Annotated in this window: 21 protein-coding genes; 10 read left to right on the forward strand and 11 right to left on the reverse strand. The window is 71.3% G+C overall.

The window, feature by feature from the left end; all coding sequences use genetic code 11:
• The first annotated feature begins 56 nt into the window (after positions 1-56).
• Entirely contained in the window at positions 57-1,973 is a 1,917-nt protein-coding gene (locus tag I5071_RS33435) for a hypothetical protein (protein ID WP_236517341.1), read from the forward strand.
• Here the strand turns inward: I5071_RS33435 and I5071_RS33440 are convergent.
• Positions 1,970-2,380: a thiol-disulfide oxidoreductase DCC family protein gene (locus I5071_RS33440; RefSeq protein ID WP_236517342.1), complete on the reverse strand. Its 411-nt coding sequence runs from the start codon at positions 2,378-2,380 to the stop codon at positions 1,970-1,972. The two genes, I5071_RS33435 and I5071_RS33440, sit on opposite strands and share 4 nt — an antisense overlap.
• Positions 2,381-2,473: 93 nt before the next feature.
• Between I5071_RS33440 and I5071_RS33445 the strand changes: the two genes are divergently transcribed.
• From I5071_RS33445 to I5071_RS33475, 7 genes are read left to right on the forward strand one after another with little or no spacing between them, the layout of a single operon-like run.
• The gene (locus I5071_RS33445; protein WP_236517343.1) at positions 2,474-3,214 is read left to right on the forward strand and encodes a DNA-methyltransferase; all 741 of its coding nucleotides are present in this window, start codon (positions 2,474-2,476) and stop codon (positions 3,212-3,214) included.
• A 26-nt stretch (positions 3,215-3,240) separates the two neighbouring features.
• Positions 3,241-3,714, forward strand: a complete 474-nt coding sequence (locus I5071_RS33450; RefSeq protein ID WP_236517344.1) for a PD-(D/E)XK nuclease superfamily protein — start codon at positions 3,241-3,243, stop codon at positions 3,712-3,714.
• Positions 3,711-4,322, forward strand: coding sequence for a GNAT family N-acetyltransferase (locus I5071_RS33455; RefSeq protein ID WP_236517345.1), 612 nt, complete (start codon positions 3,711-3,713; stop codon positions 4,320-4,322). Before I5071_RS33450 ends, I5071_RS33455 begins: the two co-directional genes overlap by 4 nt.
• 37 nt (positions 4,323-4,359) lie before the next feature.
• Positions 4,360-5,205 carry a lysophospholipid acyltransferase family protein gene (locus I5071_RS33460; protein WP_236517346.1) on the forward strand — a complete coding sequence of 282 codons (846 nt, stop codon included), beginning with the start codon at positions 4,360-4,362 and terminating at the stop codon, positions 5,203-5,205.
• Entirely contained in the window at positions 5,202-6,212 is a 1,011-nt protein-coding gene (locus I5071_RS33465; protein ID WP_236517347.1) for an NAD-dependent epimerase/dehydratase family protein, read from the forward strand. The genes I5071_RS33460 and I5071_RS33465 overlap by 4 nt, the downstream gene beginning before the upstream one ends.
• A 13-nt stretch (positions 6,213-6,225) precedes the next feature.
• Positions 6,226-7,050, forward strand: coding sequence for a hypothetical protein (locus I5071_RS33470; protein WP_236517348.1), 825 nt, complete (start codon positions 6,226-6,228; stop codon positions 7,048-7,050).
• Positions 7,051-7,068: 18 nt separating this feature from the next.
• Positions 7,069-7,605, forward strand: a complete 537-nt coding sequence (locus I5071_RS33475) for a hypothetical protein (RefSeq protein ID WP_236517349.1) — start codon at positions 7,069-7,071, stop codon at positions 7,603-7,605.
• A gap of 4 nt (positions 7,606-7,609) precedes the next feature.
• Here the strand turns inward: I5071_RS33475 and I5071_RS33480 are convergent, their stop codons facing one another.
• The 5 genes from I5071_RS33480 to I5071_RS33500 are packed head-to-tail and all read right to left on the reverse strand — an operon-like array spanning position 7,610 to position 11,107.
• The gene (locus tag I5071_RS33480; protein ID WP_236517350.1) at positions 7,610-7,984 is read right to left on the reverse strand and encodes a VOC family protein; all 375 of its coding nucleotides are present in this window, start codon (positions 7,982-7,984) and stop codon (positions 7,610-7,612) included.
• Positions 7,985-8,020: 36 nt separating this feature from the next.
• Positions 8,021-9,367, reverse strand: coding sequence for a HAMP domain-containing sensor histidine kinase (locus I5071_RS33485; protein ID WP_236517351.1), 1,347 nt, complete (start codon positions 9,365-9,367; stop codon positions 8,021-8,023).
• Positions 9,360-10,058, reverse strand: coding sequence for a response regulator transcription factor (locus I5071_RS33490; protein WP_236517352.1), 699 nt, complete (start codon positions 10,056-10,058; stop codon positions 9,360-9,362). Before I5071_RS33490 ends, I5071_RS33485 begins: the two co-directional genes overlap by 8 nt.
• 33 nt (positions 10,059-10,091) lie before the next feature.
• On the reverse strand, positions 10,092-10,304 hold the full coding sequence (locus I5071_RS33495) for a hypothetical protein (protein WP_236517353.1): 213 nt from the start codon (positions 10,302-10,304) through the stop codon (positions 10,092-10,094).
• A gap of 32 nt (positions 10,305-10,336) precedes the next feature.
• Positions 10,337-11,107, reverse strand: a complete 771-nt coding sequence (locus I5071_RS33500; protein ID WP_236517354.1) for a periplasmic heavy metal sensor — start codon at positions 11,105-11,107, stop codon at positions 10,337-10,339.
• Between the two features lie 79 nt (positions 11,108-11,186).
• On the opposite strand from I5071_RS33500, the gene I5071_RS33505 reads away from it, so the two are divergent.
• The gene (locus I5071_RS33505; protein ID WP_236517355.1) at positions 11,187-11,588 is read left to right on the forward strand and encodes a VOC family protein; all 402 of its coding nucleotides are present in this window, start codon (positions 11,187-11,189) and stop codon (positions 11,586-11,588) included.
• A 313-nt stretch (positions 11,589-11,901) separates the two neighbouring features.
• Here the strand turns inward: I5071_RS33505 and I5071_RS33510 are convergent, their stop codons facing one another.
• Entirely contained in the window at positions 11,902-12,582 is a 681-nt protein-coding gene (locus I5071_RS33510) for a hypothetical protein (RefSeq protein ID WP_236517356.1), read from the reverse strand.
• An 80-nt stretch (positions 12,583-12,662) separates the two neighbouring features.
• Here I5071_RS33510 and I5071_RS33515 point away from each other — a divergent pair, with 80 nt between their 5' ends.
• The gene (locus I5071_RS33515) at positions 12,663-14,759 is read left to right on the forward strand and encodes a TIM-barrel domain-containing protein (protein WP_236517357.1); all 2,097 of its coding nucleotides are present in this window, start codon (positions 12,663-12,665) and stop codon (positions 14,757-14,759) included.
• A 51-nt stretch (positions 14,760-14,810) separates the two neighbouring features.
• Here the strand turns inward: I5071_RS33515 and I5071_RS33520 are convergent, their stop codons facing one another.
• From I5071_RS33520 to I5071_RS33535, 4 genes are all read right to left on the reverse strand, one after another.
• Positions 14,811-15,239, reverse strand: coding sequence for a response regulator (locus tag I5071_RS33520; RefSeq protein WP_236517358.1), 429 nt, complete (start codon positions 15,237-15,239; stop codon positions 14,811-14,813).
• The gene (tatC, locus tag I5071_RS33525; protein WP_236517359.1) at positions 15,236-16,105 is read right to left on the reverse strand and encodes a twin-arginine translocase subunit TatC; all 870 of its coding nucleotides are present in this window, start codon (positions 16,103-16,105) and stop codon (positions 15,236-15,238) included. Before tatC ends, I5071_RS33520 begins: the two co-directional genes overlap by 4 nt.
• Positions 16,105-16,689 carry a Sec-independent protein translocase protein TatB gene (gene tatB, locus I5071_RS33530; protein ID WP_236517360.1) on the reverse strand — a complete coding sequence of 195 codons (585 nt, stop codon included), beginning with the start codon at positions 16,687-16,689 and terminating at the stop codon, positions 16,105-16,107. Before tatB ends, tatC begins: the two co-directional genes overlap by 1 nt.
• 75 nt (positions 16,690-16,764) lie before the next feature.
• On the reverse strand, positions 16,765-17,289 hold the full coding sequence (locus I5071_RS33535; protein ID WP_236517361.1) for a hypothetical protein: 525 nt from the start codon (positions 17,287-17,289) through the stop codon (positions 16,765-16,767).
• Positions 17,290-17,317 lie beyond the last annotated feature (28 nt).

A 17,317-nucleotide genomic window follows, 5' to 3' on the forward strand; every position in this document is an offset into this window, starting at 1 on the left:
TCGCGACGTGGACCGTCCGCTTGCCGGGGCGCGCGGTGCCCTCACCCTAGCGGGCGATGTCGCTCCGTCCCTGGCTGCTCTGCGCGCTCTTCGTCACGCTGGTCGGTTGCCCTGGAGAGGTGGAGTTCGGTGAGCGCTGCGAGCGCACCTCGCAGTGCCCCGAGCCCTACGCGTGCGTGCTCGGACGGTGTCGCTCGGAGTGCGTCGAGCAGCGCGACTGCCCGCTCGAGGCCGACTGCGTGCTCGTCGACGGTGCGGGGGTCTGCACGCTGCCGCAGGACGCGTGCGAGTTCGACGCGCAGTGCGCGCAGCCGCTGGTGTGCGGCGACGGGCGCTGCCGCGCGGGGTGCGTGGAGGGCGACGACTGCGTGCGCGGCGCGTCGTGCGAGGTGCGCGGCGGGCGCAACGTCTGCGTCGCCGCCGAGGTCGCGCCGCCCGACGCCGGCGCGCCCTCCGACGCCGGCACCGATGCGGGCTGGGACGGCGGCACGTCGGGATGCATCGATCCCGCCGACGGGGTGATCCGCCCGGGGCTCGGCGGCTGGTGCATCGAGAGCAGCGGGCTCGACGATCCCGACGAGCGCGCGGAGGTCGTGTTCGCGGGCGATCGTCACGCGCTCGAGATCGATCTGCGCGGCGCGCCCGGGGGGAGCTGGGTGCGGGCGTACCAGGAGATCGCGCTCGACGAGAGCGTCTCGCACACCGCGCTGGTCCCGGAGCTCGAGGTCCAGGGAGGCGCGGCGATCTTCGCGCTCGAGGCGCTCGACGCGAGCGGCGCGGTGCTCGCGCGACGCGCCTACGTGCATGGCGCCACGCCCGGCGACGACGACGCGTGCGACGCGACCGGACGGACCACGACGCGCTGCGAGCACGTCGCGCGCTACAACGACTACCTGCTCGCGACCGGCGTGTGGCTCGGAGACATGGGGACCGACGTCTCGCGCGTCGTGCGGGTCCGCCGGACCATCGAGCTCGTGGCGGGCGATGGATCGCAGGCGCGGCTGCTCTCGACGGGCTTCGTCGCCGACACGACGCCGTGCCCGATCTCGTGGTGGCGCACCGAGCCCGTGCTCGCGCGCGCGTTCTTCGATCGCCCGGGCTCGCGGCTCGATCCGCACCTCGTGTGGGCCGGCGATCTCGGCGCGCCGGTGCACCTCTCGCCGCGAGCGGCGTGCGGCAGCGCGGTCTCGTTCGAGGGCTCGCGCTGGCTCGAGCGGAGCGCGGCGCTGCCCGAAGACGGACGCGCGACGACCGTCGAGCTGTGGTGGAGCGCCGACGAGAGCTACGGAGGAACGCTGCCGCACGCGCTGCTGTGGCAGGTCGACGGAGACCTCGGGGTGACGATCGAAGGGCGCCGCCTGCGCGTCACCGCCGGCGCGTGCGGAGGCGATCCCTCGGCGCCCGCGCTCGAGGTGATCGACGATGCGCATCCGATCGTCGACTTCGAAGCGCGTCCGCAGGAGATCGAGGTGCTCGTCGACCACGCGACGCCGCGGCTCTGTCTCGCGCGCGAAGGCGTGCGCATCGGGTGTGACGTCACGCCCGCGTGCGCGATGCCGGCGCGTGGCCGGGGCGCGCTGCGGATCGGCGCGGGCGAGTCCGGCGTGCACCAGCCCTTCCGGGGCACGATCGACGAGCTGCGGGTCCGCGAGGGCGACGTGAGCCCCGATCCCGCGCGTCGCTCCGGCGCCTGTTTTCTCGACCGCGTCTGCGCCGCCGGGCAGGAGAGGCGCTGGGTGCGTGACTCGGGCTCGCTCGAGTGCCGGCCGTCGGCCGATTGCGCCACGGTCTCGACGTGCCCCGCGCACGCGCGCGACTCGAGCGCCGCGTGCGCCGGCACGGGCGAGGATCTCGAGTGTGTGATCGCGACCGACGCCGACTGCTTCACGGTCACCGGGACGTGCGGCGATGGGTGCGTGTCCTCCGACCGCTGCCGCGAGTCGATCGCGCCCGAGAGCGCCTGCGGGAGCTAGGACAGGAAACGCGCGCGCAGCTCGGGCGTCGGGACGCGGCACTGCTCGGTGCGGCCGAACCAGCGATATCGATTGCGCGCGATCAATCGGTACACGGCATCGCGCACGAAGCGCGGGACGATCACGAACGCGTAGAGCGCGGGCCAGAGCCCACCGAGCCGACGCGCGATGCGCAGCGCCGCGGTCGAGTGCTCGTAGATGCGCCCGTCCTCGACCAGCACGACGCTCTCGGGGTCGCCCGCGGGCGGCGTGCGGCCGTGCTCGCGCAGGAGCGCCGCGGCGCGATCCGACTGCAGCGACGCGAAGTGGAACGTCGCGCGGGGATCGCGATCGACGATGAACTGCACCGCGCCGTGGCAGAGGTTGCACACGCCGTCGAAGAGCACGATCGGATGATCGGGGGTCACGCCCTGCGATCCTGGGGACCCGCGGCGCGGCTCGCAACACGTCAGTCCGAGACCCGAGGGCACGTCGTGGCCCCCGTGCTAATGCCTGACCCCGTGCCCGAGGCCGCCGTTCCTTCCGCTTCGTATTGGCTCAGCCGGCTCGACGCCGTCGCGTGGCTGCGCGGCCTGCCGGACGCGTCGGTCGATCTGGTGGTGACCGATCCGCCCTACGAGTCGCTGGAGAAGCACCGCGCGGTGGGCACCACCACGCGCCTCAAGCACAGCAAGTCGTCGAGCAACGACTGGTTCACGGTCTTCCCCAACGCGCGCTTCGAGGAGCTCTTCCGCGAGGTGCACCGCGTGATGCGGAAGAACACGCACTTCTATCTCTTCTGCGATCAGGAGACCGCGTTCCACGCCAAGCCCGTCGGAGAGAAGGTCGGCTTCAAGTTCTGGAAGCCGCTCATCTGGTCGAAGGTGACGATGGGCATGGGGTACCACTACCGCTCGACCTACGAGATGATCCTCTTCTTCGAGAAGGGAAAACGGCGGCTCAACGATCTCGGGATCTCCGACGTGATCGTCGAGAAGCGGATCCACCGGGGTTATCCCACCGAGAAGCCGGTGCGCGTGAACCGCGTGCTGATCGAGCAGAGCACGGCGCCCGGCGAGATCGTGATCGATCCGTTCATGGGCACCGGCTCGGCGGGGCTCGCGGCGATCGAGGTCGGCCGTTCGTTCTGGGGCAACGACATCAGCGAGAAGGCGATCGCGATCGCCGAGGAACGGCTCGGCGCGAGCGGTGCGGCCCGGCTCGCGACGCCGCCCTTCCCCCGCACGCTCTTGGCGTTCTGAGCATTGGGTGGTAATCGCGGCGCGCCATGCCGCTCACCGGGACGCAGTACGCGAACCTGATCGCGTCGTACGTGGTGCACAACTTCGGGCACCGCGGGATCACGGTCTATCGCGAGGTCTATCTCGGCAAGACGATCATCGGGAAGAACCGACGGCTCGACATCTTGATCCTCGAGGAGCAGACGCGCGTCGCGATGGGCCTCGAGTGCAAGTACCAGGACACCGCGGGCACCGCCGACGAGAAGATCCCCTACGCGCTCGCCGACCTGGAGCAGCTCGACATGCCGGTGTGCCTCGTCTACGCGGGCAAGGGCTGGAGCGGCGGGATCCTGCACATGCTGCGCGCCTCGCCGCTCGCAGCGTACTGCGAGCCCGACGGGGAGTCGCTCGCCCCCAGCGATCAGACGCGCGAGCTCGATGCGGCGCTCGCGATGACGTTCAAGTGGTGGGATCTCGTGGTGCGCGGCAAGACGCCGTTCACGATCGGGAAGAAGGCATGAGCTGGGGCGTCGGCGCGATGCGCGACGGCGAGGGTCGCGCGGCGGGCGAGATGCTCGGACGTGCGTTCGCCGAGAACCCGGTCGCGAAGGCGTGCCTCTCGTTCTGCGATCGCGAGACGCGGCGGTCGCGGGTGGCGTGGCTCAACCGCGGGCTCGTCGAGGCGGCGCGGCGCGCGGGGACGATCGAGGTCGTGCGCGAGGGTGATCAGGTCGTGGGCGCGCAGCTCTCGTTCGCGCCCGGCACGTGGCCGCTGCGTGCGAGCGTGTACCCGTGGATGGCCGGGGGCGCGCTCGGGACCGGCGTGCGCGGTGCGTGGCGCTACGCGCGCTACGACCACGAGGTGCATCCGTTCCATCCGCGCGAGCCGCACTTCTATCTCTGGGTGCTCGGCGTGGAGCCGGCGCTCCAGGGACGCGGCGTGGGCAGCGCGCTGCTGCGAGCGTTCTGCGCGCGCGCCGACGCGGCGCGGATGCTGGCGTACCTCGAGACCGATCGGTGGGAGAGCGTGCTGCTCTATCAGCGACACGGCTTCGAGGTCGCGCAGGAGGTCACGATCCCCGCGCTCGGCGATCTGCGTGCCTGGATGATGCGCCGCGCGGCCCGCTGATTGCGCGATCACGGGTCGGTGCGCACGTGCGGGGGACATGGGTCTCGCCGGCCACGTCACGCGCGCGGTGACACGCGCGCTCCTGCCCGCCGCGGAGCAGGAGCGTCTCGCGGGCCTGCAGCTCCACGACGCGGGGCACGGCTGGGATCGGCTGGGCATGCACCCCGACTCGGTGAAGCTCTCGGCCGCGACCACACGCTTCCTCTACGAGGTCTGGTTCCGCGTCGACTCGCGCGGCGCCGAGGGCATCCCGAGCACGGGTCCGGTGATCCTCGCCGCGAACCACGCGGGGCTCCTCCCGCTCGACGGCGTGATGCTGTGGGCCGACGTGCTGCGTCACACGAGCCCGCCGCGCGTGGTGCGCATGGTCGCCGACACCTTCGTGCCGCGACTGCCCTTCGTGGGCACCGCGTTCAGCCGCACCGGTGTGGTCGGGGGCAACCGCGCGACCGTCGATCGTCTGCTCGACGACGGAGAGCTGCTCGGCGTGTTCCCCGAGGGCGTGCCCGGGATCGCGAAGCCGTCCTCGGAGCGCTACCAGCTGCGCCCGTTCCGCGTGGGCCACGCCGAGCTCGCGATCCAGCACGGCGCGCCGATCGTGCCGGTCGGCATCGTCGGATCGGAAGAGCAGTGGCCCGAGCTCGCGCGCATCGAGTCGTTCCACCTCTGGGGCGCGCCCTACCTGCCGATCCCCGCGACGCCGTTGCCGCTGCCGGTGCGCTACCGCATCCGCTACGGCACGCCGATCGATCCCCGCGCGCGCTTCTCGGCGCGACAAGCCGACGATCCCGGCGCCGCGCGAGCGCTCGCGCGCGAGGTGCAGGCCGCGGTGCAGGCGCTGATCGATCAGGGCCTCCGCGAGCGAAAGGGGCTCTTCCGATGACCGGCGTGCTGGTGACGGGCGCGACGACTCTCTTCGGTCGCGCGCTGGTCGAGCGCCTGCTCGCGCGGCGCGACGGCACCACGGTGCTCGCGGTCGCCGCGGAGCGGACGTGGCCCGGCGTGCAGGATCGCCGGCTCCACTACCTGCCGCTCGATCTCACGCGCTCGCGCGACGTGCGCGAGCTCCTCTTCGGGCCGGCGCGCGATCTCGCGATCGACGTCGTCGTCCACTCGGCGCACCACCGCAGCGTGCGCGCCAAGGGCCGTCGCGTGCACGCGCTGAACGTCGACGCGACGCGCGAGATGCTGCAGCTCGCCGAGCGTCATCCGACGATCCGCCGCTTCGTGTACGTCGGCTCCGCGGAGATCTATCGGGTCGACGCCGCGCTCCCCGCGCTGATCGGCGAGGATCATCCGATCGAGATGAGCCCCGAGATGCCGCAGCGAGTGCGCGACCGCGTCGAGGCGGACCTCACGGTGTGCGTGCGCATGGGGCTCTCACCGCTCTCGATCGCGGTGCTGCGTCTCGCGGAGACCTTCGCGCCCGAGTGTGGGAGCCAGCTCTTCGACTATCTCTCGTCGCGCGTGTGTTACCGGCCGATCGGGCACGACCCGATGCTCGACGTGATCTCGATCGAGGACGCGACGCGCGCCACCGAGCTCGCGCTCGCATCGCGCGCCCAGGGCGTGTTCAACGTGCCCGGCGCCGACGTGCTCCCGCTGAGCGCGGCGATCGCGTACGCGAAGCGCATCGCGATCCCGATCGGGGCATCGCTGATCGGCCCGCTGTACACGGCGCGCGCGCGGGTGCGCGGCACCGAGTTCGAGTGGTCGCTCAACCGCCGGCGCTTCCGGTGGAGCGGTGTGCTCGACGGCGCGCGCGCGAAGCGCGAGCTGGGGTACCAGCCGCAGCATCGGGTGCGGTGGACCGCGCCCGCCGACGAGACGACCGAGCCGACGCCGCGCGTGCACGTCGACGACACACTGCGCGCGACGCCGCCGACGTGACACGATCGCGTGCGTGGCCGTCGATCCACGCGACCACCCGCTCGGGGTCCAGGCGATCGAGCTCGTCGAGGGCGAGATCCTCGTCGCGCGCGCGAATTGGGATCGTCTCGAGGTGCGCGACGAGCACGGTGCGCTGCGCTTCGCCCACGAGATCGCACGACCGGGATGGCTGCTCCGCGAGATGCGGTTCGTCGGGCGCTCGCTCGCGTGCGCGATCGGGACCGACATCTCGTGCGTCGGGATGCAGCTCTGGGACGTGTCGACCGGTCGCTGCACGGTCGAGCATACCCATCCGGACGTCGACGGACCGGCGCTGTACTGGAGCGCGCAGGGCACGTCGCTGCTCCTCGCGCACGTCGGTGATGGCGCGGTGCTCCTCGACGTCGATCGGCAGATCGAGCTCGTCGCGCCGATGGTGGTCGACGCGCTGTGCGGGGCGCCCTCGCCCGAGCTCGATCGGTTCGCGTTCGGGGGCTGGGAGCGGGTCTCGATCCGCGATCGCGATGGGGTCGAGGTGCTCGCGATCCCGAACGAGATCGGTGACATCGACGACATCGCGTGGACGAAGGACGGGCTCCTCGTGGTCGCGCCGGTGCGCAGTCGCGTCGAGGTGCGCGATGCCCGCGACGGATCGCTGCGCTTCGTCACTGCCGGGCGCGGCCTCCGCACGACGTCGCCGTGCGGGCGCTGGGCCGTGCTCGATCGCGCGCTGCTCGATCTGCACACGCGCGCCGAGCACCCGCTCGAGCACTCGCACCACGCGACGTTCGATCTCGCGCGCGGCGATCTCGTGCTCGCCGATACCCAGCGCACCTGGCGCGTCCCGCTGCCGCGCTGATCGTGCACACTGCGCCGCGTGCGCAGGGTGTGGATCGTCGGCTCGTCCGGCGCGGGCAAGACGACGCTCGCGCGAACCGTCGCGTCGCGCCTCGAGCTCCCGCACGTCGAGCTCGACGCGATCCATCACCAGGCGGACTGGCGCCCGCTCGCGACGCCCGAATTCCGCGCGCAGGTCGAGGCACGGCTCGATGCCTCGGATCGTTGGGTCATCTGCGGCCAGTACGTCTCGAAGCTCGGCGATCTGGTGCAGCGGCGCGCCGACACGATCGTGTGGCTCGACCTGCCGCGCGCGCTGGTGATGCGACGGCTGATCGCACGCAGCCTTCGCCGCGTGATCACGCGCGAAGAGCTGTGGAACGGCAACCGCGAGTCGTGGCGCGGGCTCACCAGCGCCGATCCCGAAGAGAACGTCGTGCTCTGGTCGTGGACGCGCTTCGCCGGCGTCCGCGCGCGTTACGCCGCGCTCTTCGACGAAGCGCCCCCGCACCTCACGCTGCACCGGCTGCGCTCACCGGCGGAGGTCGCGCGCTTCGTGCACGACCTCCGCCTCTGATCGATCAGCGCGTGTGCAGCCCGACGCGGTTGCCCTCGGTGTCGATCACGAACGCGATGGTGCCCAGCGCGCCGATCGACGTCGCGCCCAGCGCGATCGTCCCGCCCGCCTGCTCGGCGCGCGTGAGCCACGCATCGAGCTCACCGCGCGCATCGAGATAGACCACCGTGCCTCTGCCCGAGGGCGCGTTGTTGGGATCGGCGACCAACGTGCCTCCGACGTCGACGTCCTTCGACGACGCGAAGATCGCGTGCGGGACGCCCATGAACACCTCGCGTCGCAGCGTCGTGCCGGTCATCGCCTCGTAGAAGCGAGCCGCACGATCGATGTCGGCGCAGGGGATCTCGAACCAGGTGAGGACACTCTTCGGATTGCTCATGCGAGCATCGTGGAGCGGGCCTCTGTCAGCCTTCTGTCAGGATTGGCGCGGCGCGACCCGGAACGCGACGCGCGCGCCGCCGCCCTGACGATTCTCCGCCCACGCGCGACCACCGTGGGCCTGCGCGATGCGCCGCACCAGCGAGAGCCCGAGCCCGAGCGATCCCGCGCTCGCGCCCGCACGCCGCTCGCCGCGATAGAACGGATCGAACACCTTCTCGATCTCGTCGCCCGCGAACCCCGGCCCCTCGTCGTCGACCGCGAACACCAGGCCGCCCTGTTCTCCGAGCTCGCCGCGTGCGTCGCGCTCGATCACGAGGCGCACCACGCCGCCCGCGTGCCGCTTCGCGTTCTCGAGCAGGTTCGCGAGCGCGCGACCGAGCAGCGTCGCATCGCCGTCGAAGGGAACGCTCTCCTCGTCGCTCTCGAGCAGATCGATCGAGAGCCCGGCGCGCTCGAGCGCGCGCGCCCCGAGATCGAGCGCCTCGAGCGGACGTCGCTCGATCGCGTCGAAGCTGAGGCGCGAGCTCGCGAGCAGCTCGCCCACCAGATCGTCGATCTCGAGCACCTCGCGCTCGAGCTCGTCGCACGTCTTGGTCCCGAGCGGCTCGCCGCGCTCCGCTCCGTCGCGCGCGGTCTCGAGCAGGATGCGGATGTGCCCGAGCGGGGTGCGGATCTCGTGGCTCACCGCGGCGAGCAGCTCGCGCTGATCGCGAAGCTGCTTCTCGATGCGCGTCGCCATGTCGTCGATCGCGTCGGCGAGCACGCCGAGCTCGCCGGTGCGGTGATGCCCGATGCGCACCCGCGATCCGAGCTTGCCGGTGCCCACGTCGCGCGCGACCTGCACCACGTGCGAGAGCGGGCGCACGAGGCGTCGCGCGATCACGCCCGACGCCGCCCAGAGCGTGAGACACGCGACGACGACCCCGAGGATCAGCAACCAACCGGGCCGCGGCTGCGCGCGCTCCGCGCACACCTCGACGTGCCCGACCTCGCGCCCGCCGCGCACTACCGGCGCCTCGAAGCGGGGATGACGACACTCGCGCGCGCCGAAGCGCGAGAGCTCGTGCCCGCGCGCGTCCTCGAGCACGACCTGCACGTCGAGCTGATCCGACGTGGTCCGCGCGAGCTCGTCGCGCGCCGCGGGATCGTCCCAGACCACCGCGTACTGGTGGCCGACGAAGTGGCGCAGCCGCTCCCAGTCCTCGTGCCAGCCGCGATAGGGCGCCGCCGCGAGCGAGAGCACGAGCCACACGCTCGCACCGGTCATCACGATCGACGCGCCGAACCACGCGAAGATGCGGCGATGCAGCTTCGCGCGAACCCAGTACGTCAGCCCGCGACCGAAGGGCGGCGGCGTGGGCCTGCAGCGTTCCTCACGCACCGTTCACGCCTTCGCGCGAGAGCACGTAGCCGACGCCGCGCACCGTCTTGATGCGCTGCGGCGGATCGTCGCCGAGCTTCTTGCGCAGCCGCGAGATGTGCACGTCCACCGTGCGCTCGCCGACCACGACGTCGTCGCGCCCCGCCTCGGCGAGCAGCGCGTTGCGCGGGATGACGCGCCCCGCGCGCTTGATCAGCGCGACGAGGATGTCGAACTCGAGCCCGGTGAGCTCGACGACGCGCCCGTCGACGCTCACCTCGCGGGTGCCGAGATCCGCGCTGATGCCCGCGGCCGAGATGCGCTGATCGCCGGTCTCGGGGCGACCGCGCCGCATCACCGCGCGCAGTCGCGCGAGCAGCTCGCGGGGCGAGAACGGCTTGGGCACGTAGTCGTCGGCGCCGAGCTCGAGACCGACCACACGATCGGTCTCGTCTCCGCGCGCCGTCAGCATGATCACCGGCAGCGCGCCCTTCTCGACGCGGATGCGGCGCAGCACCTCGAGCCCGTCCATCTGCGGCATCATCACGTCGAGCAGCACGGCGTCGTACGCGCCGCTCTGACCTCCACCGAGCGCAGCGAGCCCCTTGGGCCCGTCGGGCGCGTACGCGAGCGTCACTCCGTTCTGCGCGAGATACGTCTCGAGCAGCTCGAAGAGCCGTCGATCGTCGTCGATCAGGAGCACCCGGATCATCGGTGGAGGCCCGTGTCGGTCACGCGGTCGATCTTACTCGCTGGGCGCCCAGCGTGCGTCGTGACGCTCACCTTCGTGCACGCGATGCGCGGCGCGCGTGCACACCTCGGCGACGTGCGCCTCGAACGCGGCGCGACGCGCCTCGTGACCGCGGGCGCAGTGGGCGAGGCTCGCGAACCCGCTCGCGTACCCCGCGACGGTGCCGAACGCGAGCAGACCGATCAGCAGCTTTCGTCCGAAGAACATCGTGATCTCTCCTCGTCTCGAAGGTCTCTCGCTCACGCCCAGTCGCTGCGGCCGCGGTAGGGCCCGCCGCCGAAGCGACCCCAGCCACCGCCGCCGCCCGCGAGGCCGCGCTCGATCAGGTCGGCGAGCTGCTTGCGCTGCGTCTCGTCGAGCGCGTCGCTCACGCGGGCGAACGCGCCGACCATCGCCTTGCGCACCTCGCGCAGCTTCTCGTCGTGGCGCGCGAAGAGCTCGCCCATCTGCACCTCGTCGACGATCCCGGCGCGCAGCGCGGCCGCGATGTCTCGGCGGGTGTCGTCGAGCTCGGTGCGCAGCGAGCGCGTCGCGCCGAAGATCTCTTCGACCGCCTGCTTGATCACCTTCTCCTGACCGGGCGAGGTGTCGAGGCGCTCGAAGAGGCCGCGCATCCAGCCGCCGCCCCAGCCGCCGCGCTGCCAACCACCGCCCCAGCCGTGATGGCCGTGGTGGTGCCAGCCGCGATGGTGATGGCCGAAGCCGCGCCCACACCCGCCGCCACCGCGGGCCACCTTCACCAGACCGATCAGACACGCAGTTCCGACCAGGAATCCCAACATCGTCGCGTCCTCCGTGGGCGGCCACGCACGATGCGGGCATCGCCTTCGGAGATCGAAGATGCGGTCCGATGTTTTCGCGAGGGCTCGGGGGGCGGTGAAGAAAGATGAAGCCGGCTCGCCGGTGGGCTCGATCGAAACGAGCTCGCGGCACGACGAGCCTGCCGCGCCCACATCGAAGGTGCGGCGCGCGAGCAGCTCGTTCACGTAGCGCGCACGCTGCGTGCTCACGCGAACAGATCCGGAACAGTCGGTCGGCGCGTCGCATGCTGACATCATGCTGTCAGCAGGGCCGTGTACGACGCGCGGCATGAACCTCTACTCCGTTCGACTCATCGTTCGCGACATCAAGAAGCTCGTGGCCTTCTACGAGGCCGTCACGGCGTTGCCCGCGAGGTGGCTCAACGACGACTTCGCCGAGATCCCTACTCCCGCGTGCACCCTCGCCATCGGGAGCGAACGCACCGTGAAGCTGTTCGCCGAAGGCGCCGCGAGGCCGGCCGACAACCATACGGCGATCATCGAGTTCCTCGTCGAGGACGTCGACGCGGCCTTCGCCAGGCTCGGCGGACTCGTCACCGATCTCGTTCAGTCGCCGAAGACCATGCCATGGGGCAATCGCTCACTGCTCTTCCGCGATCCCGAAGGGAACCTCATCAACCTCTTCGCTCCGGTCACCGACGCGGCGAAGCAGCGGTTCCGCCGACCCTGAAGCCGATCGAGCGGCGCATCGCGAAGATGCGGGCCGGCTCCGTGTGCCCGCTGCATCGGCACGCCGTCGCCCGACACCAGGTGGGTCAGCGGGCAACCCTTCGAGGTCACCGGCGGCTATGGCTCTGACGCGCGCCTCGTTCTTCGCGGTTGCGCCGGAAGCTCGCAGGGCTGACCGCCCGCAGACGTCTGCGCCTCGAACCTCAGACGTCTGAGGCTCCGACTCCAGACGTCTGAGGCTCCTGCCTTTCCTGCTCTCCTGAGCGGAAGATCTCCTGCTCCCCTAGCAGTGATCTCCTGCGCTCCTCGGAGGCTCACTCCCAGTCGGGACGATCTTCGCCGGTGGTCGGCGTCGCGGCGGGCTCGACCGACGACTGCGTCGCCGGCGGCGGCGGCGCCGACGCGGCGGGCGCGGGCGTGTACGCGGGCGCGGTGCCGAGCGGCTCGAAGTAGTAGCGGAACCCCGCGCCACCCACGAGGCCGGTGTTGCCGAAGCCCATGACGAAGTCGGACTGCGCGGTGCCGATGTCGGGATCGTCCGGCCAGATCTGGGTGCCGATGCCGACCTGGAAGTTGATCACACAGTGATCATCGAGGCGGTGCTCGACGCGCAGATCCGCTTCGATGGTGAACGCGGCGTTCGTGTCGAGCTCGCCACCGACGCTCTGGCTGTCGACGAGCACGCCGATGCGCCCGCCGATCTGCAGGTTCGTCTGGGTCGCGTCGGTGAGCGTGTAGAACACGCCCGCCGCACCGCCGAACGTCGGCGTGAGCACGCCACCCTCGGGCAGGTTCAGCGAGAGGCCGAGGATGAAGTCGAGCTCGAGGCGTCCCAGGCCGAGCGAGAGCGCGAAGCCGCTCGGGCCCCCGAGCGAGACGTCGGCGCCGACGCCGAGCCCGTTGACGTCGTAGGCGTGCGCGGTGCGGGGCGCGAACGAGAGCGCGGCGACGCAGAGCGCGGCGGCCGCCAGGACGCGTGAATTGTTGCGATCCATGAGGTCCTCCGTGGGCGCGACTCTCGCGGAGCGCGCGGAGAACACCAAGAAAACGGCCGGCTCCGGTACGATCGACCGCGATGCGCGCCGTTCCGCTGCTCTTCGTCCTGTCCTCGATCGCCCTCGCCGCCTGCGGCGACGACGCCGACCCAGCGCTCCCTCCCGCCGCGTACGACCTGCCCGACGGCACCCACGTCGACGTCGACGGACGCGGCGCGATCACGCTCCACGACGCCGCAGGACGCGCCCTCGGCGGCACCGCGGCGGGCGCGTTCCCGACCGTCGCGAGCTTCGAGTCGCGCATCACCATGATCGTCGGGTTCTTCCGGTTCGTGCGGGTCGGCGAGGAGCGCACCGAAGCGCGTCGCTTCACCGGCAGCGAGCAGCGCGAGGACGGAACGATCGTGCTGCATTGGGAGGGCGATGCGGGCGTGGACGTGACGCTCGAGATCGCCGTGCACGAGAGCGACGTCGCGACGCGCCTGCGCTGGACCGCGACGACGACCGATGCGCGCGCGAGCGCGCTCGCCCTGCCCTTCGCGTGCGACGACGACGCGAGCTTCGCGGGGTTCGGCGCGCAGTACGACGACACGAACCAGCGCGGCGATGCGTTCCCGCTCTGGGTGCAGGAGCAGGGCATCGGGCGCAGCGGCATCGGGCCGATCTCGGGCGACGCGCACTCGACGTACTTCCCGATGCCGTGGTGGATCGACTGGCGCGGCTTCGGTGTGCTGGTCGACACGCCGGCGCGCACGCTCGTCGATCTCTGTCAGCGCGATGCGCGCGTCGCGTGGGTCGAGGTCGAGGACCTCGCGCCGCTCGACGTGCTCGTGCTCCACGGACCGCGACCGCGCGACGTGATCCGCCAGCTCGGCGACGAGATCGGGCGCGCGGTGCGGCCGCCCGACTGGGCGTTCTCGCCGTGGATCGGCGTGCAGGGCGGGCCCGACGCGGTGCTGGCCGAGGTCGCGGCGCTCGAGGCCGCCGAGGTCCCGTTCTCCGCGGTGTGGGTGCAGGACTGGGTCGGCGGCGAGTGGCTGACCGAGCGCATCTTCGATCTCAACTATCGCTGGGTCGCGGACACCGAGCGTTATCCCGATCTGCCGGGGCTGGTGCGCACGCTGCGCGACGATCACGGCGTCCGCTTCCTCGCGTACGCGAACCCGTTCGTGCGCATGGACCTCGAGCACTTCGCGCCGATGGCGGGAGACGATCTGCTGATCCGCGACGAGACCGGCGCGCCCTACGTGTTCCCGTTCGTGCTGAGCCGCGGCACGATGCCCGACTTCACGCGACCCGAAGCCTACGCGTACGTCGAAGAGCACCTGCGCGCGATGGTCGAGACGCAGGGCTTCGACGGATGGATGAGCGACTTCGGCGAGTGGCTGCCGACCGACGCGGTGCTGCACGACGGAAGCGACGCGCGTCTCGTGCACAACCTCTATCCCGCGATGTGGCACCGCGCGTCGCGCGAGGTGATGGACACGGTGCGCCCCGACGGCGACTGGGTGCTCTTCACGCGCAGCGGATGGACGCGCGATCACGCGCAGCAGCAGATCGTGTGGATCGGCGATCAGGAAGCGGACTGGGAGCCCACCGACGGACTGCCCACCGTGGTGCCCGCGCTGATCAACCTCGGTCTCTCGGGCGTGCCCTTCGTGACCCACGACGTCGCGGGCTACAGCGGCGGACCGAGCACGAAGGAGCTCTACATGCGGTGGACCGAGCTCGCCGCGTTCGGCCCGATCCTGCGCACCCACGAGGGCCTGATGCCGGCGGCGAATTGGTCGTGGGATCGCGACGACGAGACGATCGCGCACTTCCGCCGCTTCGCGCGGGTGCACGAGGCGCTGGGGCCGGAGATCCGCGCGCTCGCGGACGAAGCGGCGACGAGCTCGCTGCCGATCATCCGCCACCTCGCGCTCGAGTTCGAAGGCGACGTCGCGAGCCGCGACGTGCACGACGAGTACATGCTCGGCCCGGAGCTGCTCGTCGCGCCGGTGCTCGAAGAAGGCGCGACTTCGCGCAGCGTGTACCTGCCGCCGGGCCAGTGGTTCCACGTGTGGAGCGGAGAGGCCCACGAGGGTGGTCGCACCATCGAGATCGACGCCCCGCTGGGCGTGCCCCCGGTCTTCTCGCTGGGCCGCGACCGCGCCGACCTGCGCGCGATCCAGTGATCGGCGCACCTCGGTTCGAGCACGCAAGGCGCCGTGGTGTTCCCGCGCTCTTCAGCGGGTCGGAGGAGGCGGACGGCTGCTGGCTCGATCGCGATGGGCGCTCGCGAAGCGGGCCGCGACGTCGCGCAGATCGTTCAGGTCGAACGGCTTCGACAACGACGCGTCGACCTCGAGCCGCTTCGCGACCTCGGTGCGCGAGTACGCCGCGCTGATCAGCGCGATCTTCGGCATTGCGTCGCCCTTGAACGCCGCGCGCAGCGCGAAGAGCAGCTCTTCGCCGTCCATGTGGGGCATCATCAGATCGACGAGCACGAGGCACGGCCTCACGCGCTTCGCGATCTCCAGCGCCTGTCGGGGATCGGTCGTCGCCTCGACGAGCCATCCTGCGTGCTCGAGCACCTTCCGGGCGAGCGTGACCACGTCTGCGTCGTCGTCGACGACGAGAATCGGACAGCGCTCCGCGGGAGGTACTCGGTTCACTCCACCTCGTCGTCGTCCGCGGCCGCGGCCGACTCCACGGCCGGCGGCGGCGGCTTCGGGCCGAACAGCCAGGCGAGGAAGATGGACACGAAGTAGAGCAGGACCAACGGCACCAGCATCATCAGCTGCGAGCCGACGTCCGGAGGCGTGAGCAGCGCGGCGATCACCGCGGAGATCACGATCCACCACCGCGCGAAGCCGAGCAGCTGCTTCCAGTTCACGATCCCCGCGAACGCGAGGAACGTGATCACCACCGGGACCTCGAACGTGATGCCGAACGCGAGGAGCATCCGCACCGAGAAGTCGAGGTACTCCGACATCATCAGCGTGGGCTGGATGCGCAGCTCGGAGTCCGGGAGCATCCCCGCGAAGCCGAGGAACGTCTCGAACGCGGCGGGGAAGACGACGAGGTACCCGAAGAACGAGCCGCCCACGAAGAAGACCGTCGAGGCGAGCACGAAGGGCAGCGCGAGGCGCTTCTCGCTGCGATAGAGCCCCGGCGCGATGAACTGCCAGAGCTGCCAGAACAGCCACGGACTGCCGAAGATCAGCCCGCACACGAAGGCGATCTTCATGTACGCGACGAAGGGATCGATCGGGTTCGCGAAGTGCAGCTGGGGATCGCCGAGCCCGAGCTGACGCCACGCCTGCACCAGCGGGCGCGTGAGCAGATCGAGGATCTTCTCCTTGAACGCCCACGCGACGGCGACACCCGGGATCAGGCCCCAGAGCGCCTTGACGAGCCGGTTGCGGAGCTCGCCGAGGTGCTCGAAGAACGTCATCTCGACGTCGTCCTCGGGGTCCGACCCGTCGGCGGCCTTCTTCGCGTTCTCCTCGAGCTGCGCCGTCTTCGCGGGCTTGCCCATCACGCCTTCGCCTTGATCGCCGCGAGCGTCGCGGCATCGGTGTCGATCGGCTTCTCGGCGCGGGTCTCGGGGATCGCCGGCTTCGACGTGAGCCCGTGCTGGATCTCCGAGAGATCGACGCCGTCGAGCGGCATCTCCATCGTGCGCTGCTTGTACGTGAGCCCGCGCGCACCGGGCGACGACGCGACGGCGGGCACCGGCGCGACCGGCTCCTCGTCGAGCGGAGGCGGCGGCGCGTGCGCCGAGACCATCGGCTTGGCGGGCACGGTGCTCGACGACGGGACGGTGCCCGACGAGACCGGCGCCGCGACCGCCGAGGCCGCGGGGGCGACCGGCTTGGGCGGCGCGGGCTTCTGGCTCATCGCGAGCAGCTTCTGCTTCCGCAGCTCCGCGAGCTCTCGCAGCTCCTCGTCGCGCAGCAGATCGTCGATGCCGGTGCTCGCACGGATCTCGTTCGCGGCGCGCCGGAACTGCCGATACGTCTTCGCCACGGTCTTGACCATCGTGGGGAGCTTGTCGGGCCCGACCGCGATGAGGATCAACACCGCGATCACGACCATCTCGCCGAACCCGATTCCGAACATGGCGGAGGCCACGGTGTAGCAGAATTCGGCTCTCTCGCGGAGCTTTCCGGCCCTGCCCTGCCCAGATGCGCAGACCTACGTGGTGTCCCCGGCGGCGACACCGCGGGTGAACGCGAGCGCTTCCTGGGGGCTCGCCGCGAGGCGGACCCAGGCCGCGATCGTGCGGGCTCGTTCGCGCGCGGTCTCGGGCGCGAGCGGAGGTCGAGTGCGGCGCTCGATGCGCTCGGCGATCGCGAGCTCGAGATCCGCGGAGCGGGGATCGAGACCTCGGGCGAGGGCCTGCACCAGCGGGCTCGCGCGCACCGCGCGGACGACGCGCGTGCGCTCCGCGGCCGAGCCCGGCGTGGTGTCGAGCAGCGCGCGGCCCTCGCGGGTGATCGCGTGACGTCGCGCGCCCTCGCGCGTCGCCCATCCGAGCGCGCGTGCAGCCGCGAGCTGGTAGTGGGCGTGCCGTCGCGCCATGCCCGCGTGGGTCGCGACGTCGTCGCCGGTCGACGGTCCGCGCGCGAGCACCTCGATCGTCGCGCGGATGCGGCCGAGCTTCGTCGCGGCCTGAGGCACGTCGGCCGAGGGAACGGCGGCGTCGTCGTGGCTCGGCATCGCAGGCGGTGATGGTAGATCCGCGGGC

The sequence above is a fragment of the Sandaracinus amylolyticus genome, from assembly GCF_021631985.1.
In the GTDB taxonomy this organism is placed as follows: domain Bacteria; phylum Myxococcota_A; class Polyangia; order Polyangiales; family Sandaracinaceae; genus Sandaracinus; species Sandaracinus amylolyticus_A.